11 protein-coding genes, 25 tRNA genes and 3 rRNA genes are annotated in these 22,026 nt (G+C 41.9%); all 39 read right to left on the reverse strand.

Annotated elements, in window-relative coordinates; translation table 11 throughout:
• Positions 1 to 10: 10 nt before the first annotated feature.
• The 39 genes from AC4BB5_RS15525 to AC4BB5_RS15715 all read right to left on the reverse strand — a co-directional run bounded on the left by AC4BB5_RS15525 (position 11) and on the right by AC4BB5_RS15715 (position 22,021).
• Positions 11 to 1,444, reverse strand: coding sequence for a 6-phospho-beta-glucosidase (locus tag AC4BB5_RS15525; RefSeq protein WP_490456998.1), 1,434 nt, complete (start codon positions 1,442 to 1,444; stop codon positions 11 to 13).
• A gap of 82 nt (positions 1,445 to 1,526) precedes the next feature.
• Complete coding sequence (locus tag AC4BB5_RS15530; RefSeq protein ID WP_490456999.1) at positions 1,527 to 3,428, reverse strand: beta-glucoside-specific PTS transporter subunit IIABC; 1,902 nt, start codon at positions 3,426 to 3,428, stop codon at positions 1,527 to 1,529.
• Between the two features lie 154 nt (positions 3,429 to 3,582).
• Positions 3,583 to 4,422: a BglG family transcription antiterminator LicT gene (gene licT / locus AC4BB5_RS15535; RefSeq protein WP_490457000.1), complete on the reverse strand. Its 840-nt coding sequence runs from the start codon at positions 4,420 to 4,422 to the stop codon at positions 3,583 to 3,585.
• A 254-nt stretch (positions 4,423 to 4,676) separates the two neighbouring features.
• A tRNA-Glu gene (locus AC4BB5_RS15540) sits at positions 4,677 to 4,748 on the reverse strand.
• Between the two features lie 11 nt (positions 4,749 to 4,759).
• Positions 4,760 to 4,833 (reverse strand) — tRNA-Ile (locus AC4BB5_RS15545).
• 12 nt (positions 4,834 to 4,845) lie between these two features.
• A tRNA-Gly gene (locus AC4BB5_RS15550) sits at positions 4,846 to 4,916 on the reverse strand.
• A 17-nt stretch (positions 4,917 to 4,933) separates the two neighbouring features.
• Positions 4,934 to 5,006: transfer RNA gene (locus AC4BB5_RS15555), tRNA-Phe, on the reverse strand.
• A 13-nt stretch (positions 5,007 to 5,019) separates the two neighbouring features.
• Positions 5,020 to 5,093: transfer RNA gene (locus tag AC4BB5_RS15560), tRNA-Asp, on the reverse strand.
• 56 nt (positions 5,094 to 5,149) lie between these two features.
• Positions 5,150 to 5,223, reverse strand: a tRNA-Met gene (locus tag AC4BB5_RS15565).
• Positions 5,224 to 5,284: 61 nt separating this feature from the next.
• Positions 5,285 to 5,374: transfer RNA gene (locus AC4BB5_RS15570), tRNA-Ser, on the reverse strand.
• Between the two features lie 19 nt (positions 5,375 to 5,393).
• Positions 5,394 to 5,465, reverse strand: a tRNA-Glu gene (locus tag AC4BB5_RS15575).
• Between the two features lie 9 nt (positions 5,466 to 5,474).
• A tRNA-Ser gene (locus AC4BB5_RS15580) sits at positions 5,475 to 5,562 on the reverse strand.
• Positions 5,563 to 5,582: 20 nt separating this feature from the next.
• Positions 5,583 to 5,656 (reverse strand) — tRNA-Ile (locus tag AC4BB5_RS15585).
• Between the two features lie 4 nt (positions 5,657 to 5,660).
• Positions 5,661 to 5,731: transfer RNA gene (locus AC4BB5_RS15590), tRNA-Gly, on the reverse strand.
• 13 nt (positions 5,732 to 5,744) lie between these two features.
• A tRNA-Asp gene (locus AC4BB5_RS15595) sits at positions 5,745 to 5,818 on the reverse strand.
• A gap of 61 nt (positions 5,819 to 5,879) precedes the next feature.
• Positions 5,880 to 5,953: transfer RNA gene (locus AC4BB5_RS15600), tRNA-Met, on the reverse strand.
• Between the two features lie 61 nt (positions 5,954 to 6,014).
• Positions 6,015 to 6,104, reverse strand: a tRNA-Ser gene (locus tag AC4BB5_RS15605).
• 36 nt (positions 6,105 to 6,140) lie between these two features.
• Positions 6,141 to 6,214, reverse strand: a tRNA-Ile gene (locus tag AC4BB5_RS15610).
• Positions 6,215 to 6,232: 18 nt separating this feature from the next.
• Positions 6,233 to 6,306, reverse strand: a tRNA-Met gene (locus AC4BB5_RS15615).
• Positions 6,307 to 6,324: 18 nt separating this feature from the next.
• Positions 6,325 to 6,397 (reverse strand) — tRNA-Ala (locus AC4BB5_RS15620).
• A 10-nt stretch (positions 6,398 to 6,407) separates the two neighbouring features.
• Positions 6,408 to 6,481 (reverse strand) — tRNA-Pro (locus tag AC4BB5_RS15625).
• 10 nt (positions 6,482 to 6,491) lie between these two features.
• A tRNA-Arg gene (locus tag AC4BB5_RS15630) sits at positions 6,492 to 6,565 on the reverse strand.
• A 10-nt stretch (positions 6,566 to 6,575) separates the two neighbouring features.
• Positions 6,576 to 6,661: transfer RNA gene (locus AC4BB5_RS15635), tRNA-Leu, on the reverse strand.
• 14 nt (positions 6,662 to 6,675) lie between these two features.
• Positions 6,676 to 6,747 (reverse strand) — tRNA-Gly (locus AC4BB5_RS15640).
• A gap of 8 nt (positions 6,748 to 6,755) precedes the next feature.
• A tRNA-Thr gene (locus AC4BB5_RS15645) sits at positions 6,756 to 6,828 on the reverse strand.
• A 36-nt stretch (positions 6,829 to 6,864) separates the two neighbouring features.
• A tRNA-Leu gene (locus AC4BB5_RS15650) sits at positions 6,865 to 6,946 on the reverse strand.
• A gap of 12 nt (positions 6,947 to 6,958) precedes the next feature.
• A tRNA-Lys gene (locus AC4BB5_RS15655) sits at positions 6,959 to 7,031 on the reverse strand.
• Between the two features lie 6 nt (positions 7,032 to 7,037).
• Positions 7,038 to 7,110 (reverse strand) — tRNA-Val (locus tag AC4BB5_RS15660).
• Positions 7,111 to 7,124: 14 nt separating this feature from the next.
• A 5S ribosomal RNA gene (gene rrf / locus AC4BB5_RS15665) occupies positions 7,125 to 7,240 on the reverse strand.
• Between the two features lie 97 nt (positions 7,241 to 7,337).
• Positions 7,338 to 10,249, reverse strand: a 23S ribosomal RNA gene (locus AC4BB5_RS15670).
• Positions 10,250 to 10,526: 277 nt separating this feature from the next.
• Positions 10,527 to 12,087: ribosomal RNA gene (locus tag AC4BB5_RS15675) — 16S ribosomal RNA — on the reverse strand.
• The 16S, 23S and 5S rRNA genes sit together here with 25 tRNA genes alongside, the layout of an rRNA operon.
• A gap of 719 nt (positions 12,088 to 12,806) precedes the next feature.
• Positions 12,807 to 14,303: a lysine--tRNA ligase gene (gene lysS / locus AC4BB5_RS15680; protein WP_490457001.1), complete on the reverse strand. Its 1,497-nt coding sequence runs from the start codon at positions 14,301 to 14,303 to the stop codon at positions 12,807 to 12,809.
• Positions 14,304 to 14,397: 94 nt separating this feature from the next.
• A complete protein-coding gene (gene dusB, locus AC4BB5_RS15685) occupies positions 14,398 to 15,402 on the reverse strand; it encodes a tRNA dihydrouridine synthase DusB (RefSeq protein WP_490457002.1) in 1,005 nt (334 codons plus the stop codon).
• Positions 15,403 to 15,414: 12 nt separating this feature from the next.
• Positions 15,415 to 16,311 carry an Hsp33 family molecular chaperone HslO gene (gene hslO, locus AC4BB5_RS15690; RefSeq protein ID WP_490457003.1) on the reverse strand — a complete coding sequence of 299 codons (897 nt, stop codon included), beginning with the start codon at positions 16,309 to 16,311 and terminating at the stop codon, positions 15,415 to 15,417.
• 186 nt (positions 16,312 to 16,497) lie between these two features.
• On the reverse strand, positions 16,498 to 16,983 hold the full coding sequence (locus tag AC4BB5_RS15695; protein ID WP_490457004.1) for a helix-turn-helix transcriptional regulator: 486 nt from the start codon (positions 16,981 to 16,983) through the stop codon (positions 16,498 to 16,500).
• A gap of 127 nt (positions 16,984 to 17,110) precedes the next feature.
• Positions 17,111 to 19,273 carry an ATP-dependent zinc metalloprotease FtsH gene (gene ftsH, locus AC4BB5_RS15700; protein WP_490457005.1) on the reverse strand — a complete coding sequence of 721 codons (2,163 nt, stop codon included), beginning with the start codon at positions 19,271 to 19,273 and terminating at the stop codon, positions 17,111 to 17,113.
• 100 nt (positions 19,274 to 19,373) lie between these two features.
• Positions 19,374 to 19,919, reverse strand: coding sequence for a hypoxanthine phosphoribosyltransferase (gene hpt, locus AC4BB5_RS15705; RefSeq protein WP_490457006.1), 546 nt, complete (start codon positions 19,917 to 19,919; stop codon positions 19,374 to 19,376).
• 146 nt (positions 19,920 to 20,065) lie between these two features.
• Entirely contained in the window at positions 20,066 to 21,448 is a 1,383-nt protein-coding gene (gene tilS, locus AC4BB5_RS15710) for a tRNA lysidine(34) synthetase TilS (protein ID WP_490457007.1), read from the reverse strand.
• A 99-nt stretch (positions 21,449 to 21,547) separates the two neighbouring features.
• Positions 21,548 to 22,021 carry a S1 domain-containing RNA-binding protein gene (locus AC4BB5_RS15715; protein WP_010762496.1) on the reverse strand — a complete coding sequence of 158 codons (474 nt, stop codon included), beginning with the start codon at positions 22,019 to 22,021 and terminating at the stop codon, positions 21,548 to 21,550.
• Positions 22,022 to 22,026 lie beyond the last annotated feature (5 nt).

A 22,026-nucleotide genomic window follows, 5' to 3' on the forward strand; every position in this document is an offset into this window, starting at 1 on the left:
TCCTCCTTTTCTAAGCGTTCGTTAAATCTTCTCCATTTGTTGCAATGACTTTTTTATACCAGTCAAATGATTTTTTCTTCGAACGTTTTAAAGTCCCGTTTCCATCGTTGTCGCGATCGACGTAGATAAAGCCATAACGTTTTTTCATTTCGCCTGTTCCAGCAGAGACTAAATCGATACAGCCCCATGTTGTATAGCCTAGTAAATCTACCCCATCAAGCTCTACCGCATCTTTCATCGCTTGGATATGTGCTGCCAGATAGTCAATGCGATAATCATCGATCACGTTGCCGTTTTCGTCTGGTGTATCTACCGCTCCTAAGCCGTTTTCAACGATGAATAATGGTTTTTGATAACGCTCATATAGATCATTCATTGTTGTACGTAAACCTAGTGGATCGATTTGCCAGCCCCATTCACTTGCTTCTAAGTATGGGTTTTTCACTGAGGCAAAGATATTGCCAGCTGTTTTTTCGTTCACTGCTGGATCCGTTGATTGTACACGTGATGAATAGTAAGAGAATGAAATAAAGTCGACTGTGTGTGCTTTCAATAATTCTAAATCGCCGTCTTCAATTGGTAATTCAATGCCTTCACGTTCCAACTGTTTCAACGCATACGCTGGATATTCCCCACGAGATTGAACATCGATAAAGAAGAAATTCTCACGATCAGCTTTGCGAGCTGCCCAAACATCTTCTGGTTTACATGTATAGGCATAGTTTGTCCCAGCCGCTAACATACACCCTACTTGGTTTTCGGGATCGACTTCGTGGGCGATTTTGGTTGCGATCGCACTTGCCAATAATTCGTGATGTGCCGCTTGGTATTTGACTTGTTCTTTGTTTTCACCTTCTTCAAAGTAAAGTCCTGCGCCCATAAACGGTGCGTGTAAAATCATATTGATTTCATTGAATGTCAACCAATATTTTACCAAGCCTTTATAACGGTTAAAGATTACATTACATAAATTCTCATAAAACCCAACCATTTCACGACTGCGCCATGCGCCGTATTTTTCCACTAAGTGCATTGGACAATCAAAGTGAGTGATCGTTACAAGAGGCTCTATATTGTGTTTGCGGCATTCTTTGAACAAATCTTCATAGAACTTCAAGCCTTCTTCATTTGGCTCTGTTTCGTCTCCTAGAGGGAAAATACGACTCCATGCAATTGATAGGCGGTAAGTCTTAAAGCCCATTTCACCAAACAAGGCGATATCTTCTTTATAGCGATGGTACATGTCGATTGCATTTTGAGCCGGATAAAAATGGTCCTCATCAAACGCAAACATCTTTTTCTCACCTGTGATCACCGGAAAACGATCTGGTCCAACGGGTGCAAGATCTACGTTCGCTAAGCCACGTCCTCCTTCGTTATAGCCGCCTTCACATTGATTGGCTGCAGTTGCGCCGCCCCATAAAAAGTCTTTTCTAAATGCCATATTATCAAAATCCCTTTCTTTTACAAGCTTACAGCAAAACACTTAGTAAGCTTCACTGTAAGCTGATTCTTATCTATAATTTTTAAATTAATCCTGTAATTAATGTATCATTTGATGTTACTTCACGTTCTTGTGTTTCCACGATATCTAAGTAATCACTGGTATTAGTAACAATCACTGGTGTTTCTACACTATAGCCAGCAGCTTGGATTGCCTCAATATCAAAGGTAACTAAAACTTGTCCTTTTTTCACTTTATCACCTTGCGCTACTTTTCCTTCAAAACCATTCCCTTCTAACTGTACTGTGTCCATTCCGATATGAATTAATAATTCCATACCCTGATCTGATATCAAGCCGATTGCGTGTAGTGTTGGAAACAGGGTCATAACCGTTCCATCAAAGGGTGCTCTAACTATGCCTTCTGTCGGTTCAATCAAAACACCTTTACCTAAAGCACCTTGTGCAAATGCTTGATCACTTGCTTTACTTAATGGTAAAACACGTCCTTTAACTGGACTTAAAACTGCTTCTTTGATTGCTTTTTGAGCTTTTTTATTTTCAGTTACTTCTTCAACAGCCGTTTCATCTTTCCAGAAGAAGAACGTCAATACAAAACCGATAGCCATTGCGATAATGATTGCTACAAAAGAATGAATAACACCACTTGCATCATCACCATTGATAAAGTTTAAAACACCAAATATTCCTAAACCACCCATTGTATATGAAGTTACACCGTTGATCATCAAATAAAAACCACCGACTGCCGCTCCAATCATTGAAAAAATGAAAGGTGTTTTTTTAGGTAACGTAATACCATAAATTGCAGGTTCAGTTACTCCAAAAACTCCTGAAATAATTGCAGGTGGGCATAAAGCTTTCATCTTTTTATCTTTCAACTTGAAGAACATTGCCATAACGACTGCTGTTTGAGCAAAACTTGCTGCAAACGTAGCAACTAATACTTGACTGGCTCCTTCTTGGGTAATTTGCATGATTGCCAACGGTACAACACTCCAATGTAAACCAAAAATAACCAATACTTGCCAGAAGAAACCAAGGATGATCCCATACAACGCTGGTGAGAATCCCATCAAAGCTTGGAATCCAGCACTTAGTAAATCTGTTAACATACTAATGATTGGACCAATTACTAAGAAACCAACTGGTAACGCGATCAATAAAACAAAAAATGGTACCAAGAAAGTTTGAACAACTTCAGGAATTAGTCTCTTCGAGATTTTTTGAATTTGCGCTGCAAAAGCAACGATGAATATAATCGGTACAACACTACTTGTATAACCAGCACCAACCCATGGAATACCTAAAAACGTATCATAAGCAGGTAATCCTAATAAACTATAAGGCGCCGCTGCTCCCGCCCCAGCAGTTTTTTCAAACGCTGCTTGTAAGGCACTACCTTGTACCGTAGGGTAACAAAGAGCTGCCCCAATAACGATTCCTACCATTGGGTTTAAATTGAATTTTCTAGCTGCTGTGTAGCCTAAAATCACTGGCATGAAATAGAATATTGCATCCCCAATACCATTTAGCATTGTATAGGTTCCAGAAGTAGCTGAATATAATTTCAAGAAAACAAGTAAAGCATTTAGACCTTTTACCATTCCAGCTGCAGCCAGCGCTCCTAAGAATGGTTGGAAACATCCACTTAAAATATCAATCAAGCGATTGAACAGGTTTCCTCCTGACGATTCTTGTTCTGCATCGGCTGAAATTCCTGCAATACTTACAACTTCTTCATAAACGGCAGGTACATGATTTCCGATCACGACTTGATATTGTCCGCCACTTTTCATTACAGTCACAACGCCATCCATATTTTTCAGTACATCATCATTTGCTTTTGATTCATCTTTCAATTTAAAACGTAGGCGCGTAATACAATGTGTCAAGCTATTGATATTTTCTTTTCCACCTACATTTTTGACAATTTTCTCTGCTAAGTCATGATATTTTCCCATTTTTTGTTCCTCCAAAGTTTCGTTTTTTTCAATACATTACTTTTGAAGGTTTAGCCAACTTAATGTCACTATCCAAGGGTCTTACAATACGGTTATAGATTTTCTATCCACCTTTCCTTTGACTTTTAATCTATACTAAGACTCAATAATCTTGCTAGCTATTAGTCTGTACTACTCGCGCAATATGAATGATCAAATACATCTTCTCTTCTTTAGAGACAGTATAATGATAATTATTCGTTAAAAATTCAGAAATTTTATTCACACAATTGTATGCATTACGATACTTCTTTTTGATTACTTCATATAATTCTCCATCATCTTCATCATGAAGTTCTTTATGATTTAATAAACGATAAGCAAAAAATTTTAAATGAGTACTGAATCGATAAAAATAAACGGAGTCTTCATTAAAAGTAATTTTAAAGTGGTATTTAACGATATTCGTAATTTCCTGCATAATTTTTGTTAATTCATAAACATTACCAACCTCTTCATCCATTTCAGCATTAACTAGATGTAATGCAATAAATCCAGCTTCATCTTCTGGTAATTGTACATTGAATTTCTCCTTGACCATCTCTAAGGCTTTATCTCCAATAAAATATTCATCTGAAAAAAAGCGCTTGATGTCCCACAATAAAAAATTTTTCACTTCAATACCTTGTCTCATACGCTCCAGCGCAGTATGAAGATGGTCCGTTAAGGAAATAAAAATCGTATCATTTAACTTTCTACCTAGTTTCGTCTTAGCATACTTGATGATTTCATCAGATAACTGCATTACCTCTAAAGGTAGCTCTCCTAACAGTTCTTGGAATTTTAAAGAGGTATCTTGATTAGCTAAACGAAATATTTGATCAATCTGTTCTTCTGGAATAAAGTCCCCAATCTTTTTTTTAAATGCAATACCACGTCCCATCACAATTTGTTCCTGTTCATTTACATCCAACGTAATCACAACATTATTATTCAAAATTTTTTGAATAACCATTTTTTCGCTCCCTTCTTCACGTCTAACTCCTTTAATTGTAAAAAAGAAAAACCCAACCTTTCCAAAAAAGAAGAATCTCCTCCTCATTGGAAAAATTAGGTTTAGCTTGTATTTAAACAATCACTATCCATTTATTTATTTGTTGTGTACAAGCATAGAATACCTTATTATAATAAGGTTGTCAACGTTTTCATAAAAATGTTTTATAATAAATAAAAAAAACATTCAGCAACAAGCAAAATGTTTTGAATACATGACCCGTACGGGAATCGAACCCGTGATACCGCCGTGAAAGGGCGGTGTCTTAACCGCTTGACCAACGGGCCTTTTAAAATTATGGGCCTAAATGGACTCGAACCATCGACCTCACGCTTATCAGGCGTGCGCTCTAACCAGCTGAGCTATAGGCCCTTAAAGAAAAAAAGCGGGTGACGAGAATCGAACTCGCGACAACAGCTTGGAAGGCTGTGGTTTTACCACTAAACTACACCCGCATGTTTCTTCTTTCAAATGGCGCAAGACAGAATCGAACTGCCGACACACGGAGCTTCAATCCGTTGCTCTACCAACTGAGCTACTGCGCCAAAAACAATAAAACGGTCTGGACGGGACTCGAACCCGCGACCTCCTGCGTGACAGGCAGGCATTCTAACCAGCTGAACTACCAAACCAAGGTAAAAGTATTACATCACTATTTCACTTACACTTTTAAATGATTTAAAAGTAATTGCGGGGGCAGGATTTGAACCTACGACCTTCGGGTTATGAGCCCGACGAGCTACCTGACTGCTCCACCCCGCGATAATATCTACAAGTCATCTTATAGAAAAAAGTAACATTGTTCCTTTGCAGGAACTTTGTAAGGAGGATAAGGGATTCGAACCCTTGCACGGTTTTACCCGCCTGACGGTTTTCAAGACCGTTCCCTTCAGCCGGACTTGGGTAATCCTCCGGTATAAATATTAGAAACATGACCCGTACGGGAATCGAACCCGTGATACCGCCGTGAAAGGGCGGTGTCTTAACCGCTTGACCAACGGGCCGCTATGAAACGGAGAAGGAGGGATTTGAACCCTCGCGCCGGTTTCCCGACCTACACCCTTAGCAGGGGCGCCTCTTCAGCCACTTGAGTACTTCCCCAAGAAAATAAATTTAAAAAATGGGCCTAAATGGACTCGAACCATCGACCTCACGCTTATCAGGCGTGCGCTCTAACCAGCTGAGCTATAGGCCCATAAAGCGGGTGACGAGAATCGAACTCGCGACAACAGCTTGGAAGGCTGTGGTTTTACCACTAAACTACACCCGCAAAACTTTTAAAACGGTCTGGACGGGACTCGAACCCGCGACCTCCTGCGTGACAGGCAGGCATTCTAACCAGCTGAACTACCAAACCAATAATAAATGTATTGCATCACTTGTATTACTTTCGTTTTTAAAATAATTTTCAAAAACAATTGCGGGGGCAGGATTTGAACCTACGACCTTCGGGTTATGAGCCCGACGAGCTACCTGACTGCTCCACCCCGCGATAATATCTATAAGTCATCTTATAGAAAAAAGTAACATTGTTCCTTTGCAGGAACTTTGTAAGGAGGATAAGGGATTCGAACCCTTGCACGGTTTTACCCGCCTGACGGTTTTCAAGACCGTTCCCTTCAGCCGGACTTGGGTAATCCTCCGAAATATAATAGTACATCAGCAAAATGTCACTACAATGGACCTTGTAGGACTCGAACCTACGACCGGACGGTTATGAGCCGTCTGCTCTAACCAACTGAGCTAAAGGTCCTTGGCTCTTAAAAAGGAATCGCGGCGAAGGGGATCGAACCCCCGACCTCCCGGGTATGAACCGGACGCTCTAGCCAGCTGAGCTACACCGCGAAAATAATAAAGTACTAATGGAGCCTAGCGGGATCGAACCGCTGACCTCCTGCGTGCAAAGCAGGCGCTCTCCCATCTGAGCTAAGGCCCCACAAAATAAATCGGGAAGACAGGATTCGAACCTGCGACCCCTTGGTCCCAAACCAAGTGCTCTACCAAGCTGAGCTACTTCCCGTATTTACAAATGCACCCAAAGGGAGTCGAACCCCTAACCTCTTGATTCGTAGTCAAGCACTCTATCCAGTTGAGCTATGGGTGCTACATTTCTATGCCGAGGACCGGAATCGAACCGGTACGGTGATCACTCACCGCAGGATTTTAAGTCCTGTGCGTCTGCCAGTTCCGCCACCCCGGCGAAAGAACAAGCTAAGCGGAAAACGGGGTTCGAACCCGCGACCCCCACCTTGGCAAGGTGGTGCTCTACCACTGAGCTATTTCCGCAGTCTGGATGCCGGCTAAAGGATTTGAACCCTCGACCCTCTGATTACAAATCAGATGCTCTACCAACTGAGCTAAGCCGGCGTTATCATCGCCTAGTTTTGAAAACGAGACTAAAAATGCGGGTGAAGGGACTTGAACCCCCACGCCGTAAGGCGCTAGATCCTAAATCTAGTGCGTCTGCCAATTCCGCCACACCCGCAAAATATTCCTATGAGCCGTGCAGGGCTCGAACCTGCGACCCTCTGATTAAAAGTCAGATGCTCTACCAACTGAGCTAACGGCTCAAAAAATGGAGGTTGACGGGATCGAACCGCCGACCCCCTGCTTGTAAGGCAGGTGCTCTCCCAGCTGAGCTAAACCTCCAAGACAACACTTTAGCGTGGCGACGTCCTACTCTCACAAAGGGAAACCCTTCACTACAATCGGCGCTAAGAAGCTTAACTTCTGTGTTCGGCATGGGAACAGGTGTATCCTTCTCGCTATCGCCACCACACTGGGTGTTGTTGCTATTCAATTGAGTGATTATTCACTCAAAACTGGATTGAAGTAAGGTAATCAAACAGTCCGAAAAACTTTTTTATTTCGTTTCTTTGGTTAAGTCCTCGACCGATTAGTATTGGTCCGCTCCGTACATCACTGCACTTCCACTTCCAACCTATCTACCTCATCATCTCTGAGGGGTCTTACTTTCTTAAAGAAATGGGAAATCTCATCTTGAGGTGGGCTTCACACTTAGATGCTTTCAGCGTTTATCCCTTCCCTACATAGCTACCCAGCAATGCCCTTGGCAGAACAACTGGTACACCAGCGGTAAGTCCATCCCGGTCCTCTCGTACTAAGGACAGCTCCTCTCAAATTTCCAACGCCCGCGACGGATAGGGACCGAACTGTCTCACGACGTTCTGAACCCAGCTCGCGTGCCGCTTTAATGGGCGAACAGCCCAACCCTTGGGACCGACTACAGCCCCAGGATGCGACGAGCCGACATCGAGGTGCCAAACCTCCCCGTCGATGTGGACTCTTGGGGGAGATAAGCCTGTTATCCCCAGGGTAGCTTTTATCCGTTGAGCGATGGCCCTTCCATGCGGAACCACCGGATCACTAAGCCCGACTTTCGTCCCTGCTCGACTTGTAAGTCTCGCAGTCAAGCTCCCTTCTGCCTTTACACTCTGCGAATGATTTCCAACCATTCTGAGGGAACCTTTGGGCGCCTCCGTTACTCTTTAGGAGGCGACCGCCCCAGTCAAACTGCCCACCTGACACTGTCTCCCACCACGATAAGTGGTGCGGGTTAGAGGGTTCATAACACAAGGGTAGTATCCCACCAGCGCCTCCACCGAAACTAGCGTTCCGGGTTCATCGGCTCCTACCTATCCTGTACATGTGGTACAAACACTCAATATCAAGCTACAGTAAAGCTCCATGGGGTCTTTCCGTCCTGTCGCGGGTAACCTGCATCTTCACAGGTACTAAAATTTCACCGAGTCTCTCGTTGAGACAGTGCCCAAATCGTTACGCCTTTCGTGCGGGTCGGAACTTACCCGACAAGGAATTTCGCTACCTTAGGACCGTTATAGTTACGGCCGCCGTTTACTGGGGCTTCAATTCTGAGCTTCGCCGAAGCTAACCCATCCTCTTAACCTTCCAGCACCGGGCAGGCGTCAGCCCCTATACTTCATCTTTCGATTTTGCAGAGACCTGTGTTTTTGATAAACAGTCGCTTGGGCCTATTCACTGCGGCTGACCGAAGTCAGCACCCCTTCTCCCGAAGTTACGGGGTCATTTTGCCGAGTTCCTTAACGAGAGTTCGCTCGCTCACCTTAGGATACTCTCCTCGACTACCTGTGTCGGTTTACGGTACGGGCAGTTGTTTTCTCACTAGAAGCTTTTCTTGACAGTGTGACATCAGGAACTTCGGTACTATTATTTCCCTCCCCATCACAGCTTGTCCGTATAGAGTAAAGCATTTGACTCTACTCAAGACTTACTGCTTGGACATGCACTTCCAGTCGCATGCATTCCTTAGCCTCCTGCGTCCCTCCATTGCTCAAACAAAAACAACTGGTACAGGAATATCAACCTGTTGTCCATCGCCTACGCCTATCGGCCTCGGCTTAGGTCCCGACTAACCCTGGGCGGACGAGCCTTCCCCAGGAAACCTTAGTCATACGGTGGACGGGATTCTCACCCGTCTTTCGCTACTCATACCGGCATTCTCACTTCTAAGCGCTCCAGCCGTCCTCACGATCGACCTTCAACGCCCTTAGAACGCTCTCCTACCATCACACCAGAGGTGTGATCCACAGCTTCGGTAATATGTTTAGCCCCGGTACATTTTCGGCGCAGGGTCACTCGACTAGTGAGCTATTACGCACTCTTTAAATGATGGCTGCTTCTGAGCCAACATCCTAGTTGTCTGTGCAACCCCACATCCTTTTCCACTTAACATATATTTTGGGACCTTAGCTGGTGGTCTGGGCTGTTTCCCTTTCGACTACGGATCTTATCACTCGCAGTCTGACTGCCGAATATGAATGAATGGCATTCGGAGTTTATCTGAATTCGGTAACCCGAGATGGGCCCCTAGTCCAAACAGTGCTCTACCTCCATCATTCTTAACTTCGACGCTAGCCCTAAAGCTATTTCGGAGAGAACCAGCTATCTCCAAGTTCGTTTGGAATTTCTCCGCTACCCACAGCTCATCCCCGCACTTTTCAACGTACGTGGGTTCGGTCCTCCAGTGCGTTTTACCACACCTTCAACCTGGCCATGGGTAGATCACATGGTTTCGGGTCTACGACTACATACTCATTCGCCCTATTCAGACTCGCTTTCGCTGCGGCTCCGGCTCTTCACCTTAACCTCGCATGCAATCGTAACTCGCCGGTTCATTCTACAAAAGGCACGCCATTACCCATTAACGGGCTTTGACTTGTTGTAGGCACACGGTTTCAGGATCTATTTCACTCCCCTTCCGGGGTGCTTTTCACCTTTCCCTCACGGTACTGGTTCACTATCGGTCATTAGGGAGTATTTAGCCTTGCGGGATGGTCCCCGCGGATTCCGACGGAATTTCTCGTGTTCCGCCGTACTCAGGATCCTCCTAGGTGTTGCCAACATTTCGTCTACGGGGCTATTACCCACTTTGGCGAACCTTTCCAGGTTCTTCGACTATCTTGACAGACTACCACAACGGAGTCCTACAACCCCAACAAGCAAGCTTGTTGGTTTGGGCTCTTCCCGTTTCGCTCGCCGCTACTCAGGGAATCGAATTTTCTTTCTCTTCCTGCAGGTACTAAGATGTTTCAGTTCTCTGCGTCTACCTCTATCCAGCTATGTATTCACTGAATAGTAACATCCTATAAAAGATGTTGGGTTTCCCCATTCGGAAATCTCTGGATCATAGCTCACTTACAGCTCCCCAAAGCATATCGGTGTTAGTCCCGTCCTTCATCGGCTCCTAATGCCAAGGCATCCACCGTGCGCCCTTATTCACTTAACCTTATGACCTTACGGTCAGTTTGTTTGGTTCGTTTCTCTAGCGATAGAGGCGTCACCAATAAAATAAGCTTCGAACAGTTAATTAACTCTTCAACGCGGTGTTCTCGGTTTGTTTTGATTACTTTTTTTACTTCAATATCCAGTTTTCAATGAACAATTCGTTTGAGAGAAACATATAATAAGAAAAAAATCAAATGATCTTTTCTATTTATAAGAGTAAACCTCTCAAAACTGAACAAAGTATCGACGAATGTGTAAGTTTCCGTAATATTCCTTAGAAAGGAGGTGATCCAGCCGCACCTTCCGATACGGCTACCTTGTTACGACTTCACCCCAATCATCTATCCCACCTTAGGCGGCTGGCTCCACAAGGGTTACCTCACCGACTTCGGGTGTTACAAACTTTCGTGGTGTGACGGGCGGTGTGTACAAGGCCCGGGAACGTATTCACCGCGGCGTGCTGATCCGCGATTACTAGCGATTCCGGCTTCATGTAGGCGAGTTGCAGCCTACAATCCGAACTGAGAGAAGCTTTAAGAGATTTGCATGACCTCGCGGCCTAGCGACTCGTTGTACTTCCCATTGTAGCACGTGTGTAGCCCAGGTCATAAGGGGCATGATGATTTGACGTCATCCCCACCTTCCTCCGGTTTGTCACCGGCAGTCTCGCTAGAGTGCCCAACTGAATGATGGCAACTAACAATAAGGGTTGCGCTCGTTGCGGGACTTAACCCAACATCTCACGACACGAGCTGACGACAACCATGCACCACCTGTCACTTTGCCCCCGAAGGGGAAGCTCTATCTCTAGAGTGGTCAAAGGATGTCAAGACCTGGTAAGGTTCTTCGCGTTGCTTCGAATTAAACCACATGCTCCACCGCTTGTGCGGGCCCCCGTCAATTCCTTTGAGTTTCAACCTTGCGGTCGTACTCCCCAGGCGGAGTGCTTAATGCGTTAGCTGCAGCACTGAAGGGCGGAAACCCTCCAACACTTAGCACTCATCGTTTACGGCGTGGACTACCAGGGTATCTAATCCTGTTTGCTCCCCACGCTTTCGAGCCTCAGCGTCAGTTACAGACCAGAGAGTCGCCTTCGCCACTGGTGTTCCTCCATATATCTACGCATTTCACCGCTACACATGGAATTCCACTCTCCTCTTCTGCACTCAAGTCTCCCAGTTTCCAATGACCCTCCCCGGTTGAGCCGGGGGCTTTCACATCAGACTTAAGAAACCGCCTGCGCTCGCTTTACGCCCAATAAATCCGGACAACGCTTGCCACCTACGTATTACCGCGGCTGCTGGCACGTAGTTAGCCGTGGCTTTCTGGTTAGATACCGTCAAGGTAAGAGCAGTTACTCTCCTACTTGTTCTTCTCTAACAACAGAGTTTTACGATCCGAAAACCTTCTTCACTCACGCGGCGTTGCTCGGTCAGACTTTCGTCCATTGCCGAAGATTCCCTACTGCTGCCTCCCGTAGGAGTCTGGGCCGTGTCTCAGTCCCAGTGTGGCCGATCACCCTCTCAGGTCGGCTATGCATCATGGCCTTGGTGAGCCGTTACCTCACCAACTAGCTAATGCACCGCGGGTCCATCCATCAGTGACACCCGAAAGCGTCTTTCAAATCAACACCATGCGGTGTCGACTGTTATGCGGTATTAGCACCTGTTTCCAAGTGTTATCCCCCTCTGATGGGTAGGTTACCCACGTGTTACTCACCCGTCCGCCACTCCTCTTTTCAAATGAGTGCAAGCACTCGGTAGAAAAGAAGCGTTCGACTTGCATGTATTAGGCACGCCGCCAGCGTTCGTCCTGAGCCAGGATCAAACTCTCATAATAAAAGTTGAACACAATCCGAAGATTGTTAAGCTCATTTGTTTGCTAGCATATTGCTTCGCTTTGTTAAAAATTGTTGTTTGTTTTTACCGTTGTAAAAACAACCTACACATTTGGTTCGTCTTACTTTGTTCAGTTTTCAAAGGTCTACTGTGTTACCTCGCAGCAACTTTTATATCATATCAAATCTTCGATTTGATGTCAACACTTTTTTTAAAAAAGTTTCAAAGTTTTTTTCTGCTTGATGTTATCGAATGTTTCGCGACAACTTCATTAGTTTACCAGGTTGATTGTTATTTGTCAACAACTTTCTCCCTAGTTTTTCAAGTTTTTTTAGAACTTGAAACGTTATTTTATTTTCGTCCGTTGTTGTTGCTTTTCGCAGCAACTTCACCATCTTATCAAGAAGTTTGTTATTTGTCAATAACTATTTCACTGATTTGAAAAGTTTTTTTCGAACTAGGAATGTTATGTTATTCCTTTCGCTCAGCATATTACATCAGTGCCTTGCGACAAGATATAATATACCAAGTTTCTGGGCTTAGGTCAACTAAAATTTGCACTTTTTTCGAACTTTTTTTCGTTACCGATTGTTTTATTACTTTTGTTCTTTATTGTTCGTTTTTTAAGCTTTAAACAGCTGAATCTAGTTATTTCTTTAGACTATTTTTCAGAAAATAAAAAAGAGTAGATTATCAATAAATAATCTACTCTTTCGAGTTTTACCTCATCGTTGGAAATAATAGTACATCGCGAATTGATTGGGCGTCTGTTAAAAGCATAACCAGGCGGTCAATACCTATCCCTAATCCACCGGTTGGCGGTAATCCATATTCTAAAGCTTCAATGAAGTCTTCATCTACACCATGCGCTTCATCATTTCCCTGTTCACGTTCTTTTTCTTGATCTTCAAAGCGTTCACGTTGATCTATTGGGTCATTCAACTCCGTAAATGCATTAGCAAATTCTTTTCCTACTATAAATAGCTCGAAGCGATCGGTAAAACGACCATCGTCTGGATTTTTTTTCGCTAAAGGTGATACTTCTACTGGATGTCCATAAACAAACGTTGGCTGTTGAAGCGTTTCTTCAACGAAAGTTTCAAAGAATTCATTTAAAATATGACCAACTGACATATTATTATTGATTTCTACATGATGTTCTTTCGCAAAAGTACGTGCCTCTTCCACAGTCATTTCCTGCCAAAAATCGACACCCGTTTGTTCTTTGATTGCATCTACCATGTGGACACGTCTAAATTCTGATCCTAAATCAACTTCTTGTCCATCATAAGTGATGGTTGTCGTTCCTAGAACTTTTTCCGCAGCATTACGGATAATTCCCTCTGTTAGGTCCATCACATCTTTATAATCCGTATACGCAGTGTATGCTTCTAGCATAGTGAATTCAGGATTATGTGTTGTATCGATCCCTTCATTGCGGAATACCCGACCGATTTCATAAACTTTTTCCATACCTCCGACAATCAAACGTTTCAAATGCAATTCTAAGGCAATACGCAAGTATAAATCCATATCTAATGCATTGTGGTGCGTAATAAACGGACGTGCAGCAGCTCCGCCGGCATCATTGTGTAAAACAGGCGTCTCAACTTCTACATAGCCGTTACTATCAAGATAGCGGCGAATCTCACTAATAATCTGGCTGCGTTTCATGAAACGATCGAAACTATCTTTATTACTAATCAAATCTAAATAGCGTTGACGGTAACGTTGTTCGATATTTGTTAGTCCATGATATTTATCCGGTAATGGACGTAATGCTTTTGTTAATAAAACTATTGTTTTTGCTTTAACTGTCACTTCACCTGTATCAGTTTTCATGATTTGTCCGGTTACACCAAAGAAATCGCCTAGATCAGCATGTTTAAATAGTTCATATGCTTCATCCCCAACTTGATCTTTGCGTACGTAGATTTGAAGTTGTCCTTCACGATCTTGTAAATGAGCAAATCCCGCTTTACCTTTACCACGTTTTGTCATCATACGACCAGCAATACTCGCTGATAAATTCATTTCATTTAACTCTTCTTTTGAGTGTTGATCAAATTGTTCATGTAATTCTTTAGAATTATGTGTTCGGTCAAAACGCTTTCCGAAAGGATCGATCCCTTCTTCACGTAAATTTTCCATTTTTTCACGACGCACAAGCATTTGATCGTTTAGATCTTCTAGGTGCGCTTGTTGTTCATCTGCCACTGTATTTCCTCCATTCTGAAATCACATACCCTTATAATGCCACATTGAAACAAAAAAAAGCAAGCCGAATTTCTGTTTCAGCCTGCTTTTTTTATTAGATTGTTTCGATTGCTTCTTTTTCTGCATGCTTTTCTGCTTTTTCTTCAAATGCTTCCAACAAATCAATCATCGCTTGTTGCGTCTCTGCTTGATTGATTGCGACCTTCACTTTAGCAGCACGTGGAATACCTTTTAAATAATAGGCAGCATGTTGACGGAATTCTCTAGTAGCTATTTTTTCACCTTTTAAATCAACTAAACGTTGTAGATGCACTTTAGCTGTTTCGATTTTTTCGCTTGGTGTTGGTTCTGGGATTAATTCTCCTGTCTCAAGATACTGCTTTGTACGTTGGATCATCCAGGGATTCCCTAAAGCAGCTCTACCGATCATCACACCATCTGCACCAACATATTCCAACATACGTTTGGCATCTTCCGGTGTACGCACATCCCCATTTCCCATGAAAGGGATCGTTAAATGTTGTTTGACTTCTTTTAAAACATCCCAATTTGCTTGTCCTTCGTACATTTGAACTCTAGTACGACCATGCATAGCAATTGCTGAGGCTCCTGCTTTTTCAGCAGCCAACGCATTTTCAACAGCGAACAAGTGCTCTTCATCCCAACCAGTTCTCATTTTTACCGTGACCGGCAAATCTATAGCAGAAGAAACAGCATCGACCATTTCATATACTTTATTCGGATCTAAAAGCCATTTAGCTCCTGCTTCTGCTTTAATGACTTTATTGACTGGACACCCCATATTGATATCGATGATTGCCGCTTTAGTGTTTTCTTCTACAAATTTTGCCGCTTCAACTAGGGTCTCTTTATCGCCACCAAAAATTTGCACACTTAATGGATATTCTCGATCATCTATATAAAGCATATCTAACGTTTTTTTGTTTCTTTGCTGAATTCCTTTGTCACTGATCATTTCACAGACGACCAGTCCTGCACCAAATTCTTTAACAGTCATACGAAAAGCGGCATTACTAATACCAGCCATCGGCGCTACTACAACGCGATTCGGAATTTCAATATTGCCTATTTTCCACATAACGCACCTCTCCTATTTTTCACGCGTATTTTTGATTGCTTCATCTCGCGGCTCAATTAGATCATCTTCACTGTACTGGTATTTGTTTCCACAAAATTGACAAACCGCTTCTGCACCATGATCTTCATCGATCATCGCATTGATTTCGTCTAATCCAACAGCGATGATCGCTGTACCAAATTTTTCTTTAGAGCAGTTACACTTAAATTGAACTGGCATTTTTTCTAGAATTTCAATTTCATCTTTACCCAGCAAACGCTCTAAAATCCCTTCTGGCGATTCTCCTTCATCGATCAAACGAGAAATCATCGGTACTTCCTGTAAACGTTGTTCGATAAAGTCAATCGTTTTTTCATCTGCTCCTGGCATCACTTGGATCATGAATCCACCCGCAGCTTTGACACTTTCATCTGTATCAACTAAAACGCTCAAACCGATTGCTGATGGAATTTGTTCTGAGACTGCCATAAAATAGGTAAAGTCTTCACCGATTTCACCAGAAACGATTGGAGTTTGTCCTGAAAAAGTTTCTTTCAAGCCTAAATCTTTGATTACAGTAAAAATCCCGTCAGTTCCAACAGCGCCGCGAACATCGATTTTTCCACTTTCATTCAATGTTAAACTGACATGAGGATTTTTTATGTATCCTTTAGTATTACCACTACCGTCACTATCAACCACAATCCCTCCTGCCGGTCCATTACCTTGGACTTTTACAGTTAGTTTGTCATCACCTTTTAATGTAGCACCTAATAATAACGCACCAACCATCGTTCTACCTAATGCTGCAGTTGATGAACTCCATGTGTCATGTCGTTTTTGTGCTTCTGATATTGTATTGGTTGCGCAAACTGCATAAGCGCGAATCGATCCTTCATAACATAATGCTTTGACTAAGTAATCTTCCATTTTTATTTTCCTCTTCTCGCTTGCTACTTTTTCTGACTCATTATCAGATAATACTAGGATTTAGCTATTTTTTCAACTAAATAATTTTAAGTTAGTGAAAAAAGCAAGTTGCACCTAGTATTTAGAATTAGTAGGTACAGCTTACTTTTTTCAGAGTAATAGACAATCGACAACGAACCGTATTTTTTATTTATCGCCCGTTTGATACGTAGGAAAGTATGCTCTTAAACCCAAATATAATACGACCGTACAAACCAATACTACATAAAAGGCTTTGACTGTCAGTGAGTACATATAGATGGAATACAAGCAACTAGCTAATGGAATCCCGATATATTGCACCACTGGGGTCTTCCAATTTTTCCTGACCGTGATCCAAATTATACGCAATGGTAAAAATAGAATACCGAAAAATATTAGACTTAAAATTATACTAAATCCTTTTTTCATATGATACATATTTCTCTCCCCCTTTTCTTCCTCCTCTGTGATGTGATACCACTCAAACTGCAGGACATTTTCTACTAAACGCAATGAGATCTGGTCCGGCTGACTTTTTCCCAGTTCCCACTTTGAGATTGTTTGGCGCGTGACATACACTCTGTCAGCCAACTGTTGTTGGGTCAACCCTCGCTCAATTCTTTTCTCACGCATCATTTCGCCTAAAGTCACTTTACTCTCTCCTTTAAATTTAGTCTTTACTCCTCCTAAAATACAGCAATGCTTTGCGTTGCGCACGCAACTAGTAAAAAAATCTCTGTCAAACCCACTAAATGAGTTTAACAGAGATTTCATATTTCTATTTGTAACGATCGTCAAAGTTATTACGGTCATATTCAGAATCATTTTTGCGTTCATCATCAGATTTAACTTCTGATTGAACTTTTTCTTCTGTTTTTTCGCTATCCGCTTTTACTTCTTCCGCTTCGTCATGTAGTTCTTTTTTTGCTTCTTCAAAGTCTTGTTTTTCTTCAGCTTGTCTTTGCGCATCTTTTTCTTCTAATGCACGTTTTGCTTCTTCAAACGTTTGTGCTTTTTCACTAGGGAATTGGCTATCAATAACGTCTTGAGGCATAACGCCTTCTTCGAACAATGACTTGATACTGCGAGCATCCAATGTTTCGTACTCTAATAGTTTTTCAGCAATCAGTTTGTGTTGTGCACGGTGTGACTCGATGATTTCACGTGCCTTATCGTGCGCTTCCATCAAGATACGACGTACTTCTTGATCGATTTCAAAAGCAACTTGTTCTGAATAAGCTTTTGTTTGACCATAGTCACGTCCAACGAAGACTTGGTGGTTTCCTTCGTATTGAACAGGACCTAATTTGTCGCTCATTCCATATTCTGTTACCATGCTACGAGCAATGCCCGTTGCTTGTTCAAAGTCATTAGATGCACCTGTTGATTGAACATCGAAAATAATTTCTTCCGCTGTACGTCCACCAAGTAATCCGACGATTTGTTCAAACATGTCTTCTTTAGTCATTAAGAATTGATCTTCTTTTGGTAAAGCGATCATGTAACCACCAGCACGTCCACGAGGGATAATCGTTACTTTATGAACGATACGAGCACGGCTTAATACTAACCCAACAATTGTATGTCCAGCTTCATGGTAAGCAACCATTTCGCGTTCTTTTTTGTTGATGACACGATCTTTTTTCGCAGGTCCTGCAATTACGCGATCTTCTGCTTCATCCACATCGGATGCATCGATTTTCTTTTTATTACGACGAGCAGCAACTAGCGCCGCTTCGTTCAATACGTTTTCTAAATCAGCACCAGCAAAACCTGGTGTTTGTTGTGCTACGACTTTTAAATCAACATCGTCAGCCAACGGTTTGTTACGAGCATGAACTTTAAGGATCGCTTCACGACCTTTTACATCAGGACGACCAACTAAAATTTGACGGTCAAAACGGCCTGGACGTAATAACGCTGGATCTAACACATCTGAACGGTTTGTTGCAGCCACGACGATAACGCCTTCGTTCCCATCAAACCCATCCATTTCAACAAGCAATTGGTTTAAGGTTTGTTCACGTTCATCGTGTCCGCCACCCATACCAGCACCACGTTGACGACCAACTGCATCGATCTCATCGATGAAGATGATTGCTGGTGCATTTTTCTTCGCTGTTTCAAATAGATCACGGACACGGCTTGCACCGACACCGACAAACATCTCAACAAAGTCTGAACCTGAGATAGAGTAGAACGGCACGCCTGCTTCACCGGCAACGGCTTTAGCAAGTAATGTTTTACCAGTCCCTGGAGGTCCCTCTAACAGAACACCAGCTGGAATACGAGCACCTAACTCAACAAATCGGCGAGGATCTTTTAAGAACTCAACCACTTCTACTAGTTCTTGTTTTTCTTCTTCGGCTCCTGCTACATCAGAGAAGCGTACACGGTTTGCTTTTTTGTCTGCTTCTTTGGCTTTTGATTTGCCAAAGTTCATAACACGACCGCCACCGCCGCCACCGCCGCCTTGTTGTCCCATCATCATATAGAATAAGAAGATGAACAATACGATCGGTAAGAAACTAAATAAGATAGAAAGCCAAGCACCGCTTGATGATTGTTCTTTCACTGTAAGTTTGACATTATTGTCTTTGGCCATATCTTGGATACCTGATAATGTAATATCACTAGGCAAGACAATCGTGGTAAATGCTTTTGTAGAAACTTCTGTTGACCCCCATAAAGAAAGACCACCAGTGTTTTTGATTTCTTGTTTTTCTTTATACTGACCTGTGATTTTATACACACCATTAGTTGGTTGGATTGTCAGTTCTTTCACTTTACCTTCTTCTAACTGAGTGCTGAAGGTTGAGTATTCGATATCTGGTGACTGGGGATTGTTATTTCCAAAGATGAAATAAACAACCATGACCATCGCCAAAATCAGTAATACATAATAAAGGCCATTTTTCATGCCGTTATTCTTTTTATTCATGCCTGTCCTCCTTTGATTACTGCGCGTAATTTAATTTTACGGTTTATTTTTTATCAATTCTGACCATTCCATTGTAACATAACTAAATCCAAGAGAGATATTAATTTGATTCGTAGATTTCAGGCTTCAATACACCTACATAAGGAAGATTTCGGTAAGCTTCTGCGTAGTCTAAACCGTATCCTACAACGAATTCATTTGGTACATCGAAACCAACATAGTCTGCAACAATATCAACTACACGACCTTCTGGTTTATCTAACAACGTGACAATTTTCACAGAAGCTGCTTTTCTGTATTTAAAAAGATCAACGAGATAAGCCAACGTGCGCCCGCTATCGATGATATCTTCTACGATCAAGATATCACGTCCTTCAACATTTGTATCCAAATCTTTAATGATCTTCACTTCACCCGATGATACTGTTGCATTTCCATAACTAGACACAGCCATAAAATCCATTTCTAAATGAGTATCAATGCAACGTGTGATATCCGCCATGAACGGTACTGCACCTTTCAAAATGCCGATCACTAAAGGATTTTTATCCTTATAATCTTCTGTTAGTTGTTTTCCAAGTTCAACTGATTTTTCAAGAATTTGTTCTTTCGTGATCAAAACTTGTTTAATATCGTTCTCTAACATATTGCTCTCCTTTTTCCTTTAAGGTCCGATGTCCCTTGCTTCTATGCGAATAAATTCGCAAGAGCAACGGCTCTCCTTCTCCTTTGAGGTTTTTAGTTATTATTTTATGTTATTTTGCTTCTTTGAATAAAAGTAATTTTTGCTCTTTACTCTTTTATTTTATAAAGGAGCCTGTAGAGTATTTTATCAGTTTCTTTAGGAATACTCAAATATGAATTTACAATTCTTGGAACCCAAATAATCTCGTCTTCCGCAGAAAGAACAACCCACGCTTGTTCCCTAATTGAATTAGGTATTTTCCCATCAATAAAAAAACGATTTAACCTCTTGTTCAAGCTGGGGGTAAGCAAAATTCTATCTCCATTTTGACGATGACGAATCGTTAATGGCAACGTCATCTGTCCACTTACAAGCAAAGAAAACTCTGACCAATCTCTTACTGTTTCTGGCAGTTCAAGATTCTCTTGTACTTTTTCTAGACCCAACCATTCATTATCAGAAAGAAAAACATGGTCATTTACATCTAAATAAAAGGTTTTTGCCTCATAAGATGATTGTCTTTTTTTCAAATGAAACTGATTATATTCTTTAACAACTTGCCAACCTTGCGCAATATCCATGGATAGCTGAGGAGTTGATTGATCAATCATATTTAGTAATTGTTTAATCTGCAACTGACTGATTGCTACGCCTTCTGGTATTATTGTTCGCTGAAATAGGTTCATCAAGAAAAAGGTTTGTACGCTTCTTTCTTCTTGTTTCAACTCAGATAATTGAATTCTCCAGCCTTCTGTTGTTTTTTCCACCCATCGATTATATTTCGGCTCTAGAACTGACTGAATAAGTTCATCAGCTAAGGTGATCTGCTCGCTAAAACCCGCCATATGTTCCAAAAACTTTGGGTTTTCTTTTTTTAAAAGTGGAATAACTTGATGCCTCACACGATTTCGCATATAAGCATCACTCTGATTAGTATAATCATCAAAATACACAATTTCTAATTGTTCAGCAAACTTTTCCAATTCTTCTTTGGAAAAAATTAAGAACGGACGAATCAATCTCCCTGTTCCAAATGACTGTTTGTCTCTAATTCCTACTAAATTAGAAAAGGCACTTCCTCTTGTAAGTTTCATCAAAATCGTTTCAGCCTGATCGTCACTGTGGTGTGCCGTCAAAAGAATAGGGACGTCATCTTGCTCCATTATTTCAGAAAAAAAATCATAACGGAATTTGCGGGCACGCGCTTCGGTATTCTGGAATTTATCTGCTTCTGACCACACTTTACTGTAATAAGGTATTCCTAATTCTTCACAATAACTTTTCAAATAACTTGCTTCAGTTACTGATTCTGCACGTAATCGATGATCGATATGGGCTACTATTAATTTTAAATTATCTCTTTTAGCCGCAGTCTGCATCAACTCCAACAATACCATTGAATCGACGCCACCGGAAATGGCCAATAAAACTTTTTGGTTTGGCAGCCAATAGTCATTTCTTTTACAATGATCGTAAAATGTTTGAAACATCTACTCACCTCTTTGTACCTTAGTTTAAAGATTCTCATAAAAAATGGCACCAAACATAAAAGCCGAGCTTTCGCTCAGCTTCAATTATTTATTCGTTGGTTAGTTACGACGTCCGCCGCGTCCACCACGTTTACCTTCAGTATTACGTTTTAACGAAGTTAAACGATCATCACTATCTTTTAAAAATGAACTCATCAATGAATCAAAATCTTGTTTTGAATTCATCGGTTGTGCTCTTGTAAATTGTTTTTTAGGTGCTGGACGAGCTCCGCGATCTCTATTCCCTTGATGCTCATTGTTATCACGACGTTGATATTCACGTTTCGGTTCTGCCGCTTGTTCTTGTGCTTTACGGATCGACAAACCGACTTTACCATCATCACCGACTGATGTGACTTTGACTGTTACTTCATCTCCTACAGTCAATACATCATGGATGTCTTTAACAAATCCATTTGATACTTCACTAATGTGAACCAACCCTGTTTTTCCTTCACCTAAATCGATAAAGGCACCAAAATTAGTGATACCAGACACTTTTCCTGGCAACTTCGCTCCTACTTCAATTGACATAAAAA

It is taken from the genome of Enterococcus sp. AMC1252, assembly GCF_058216515.1.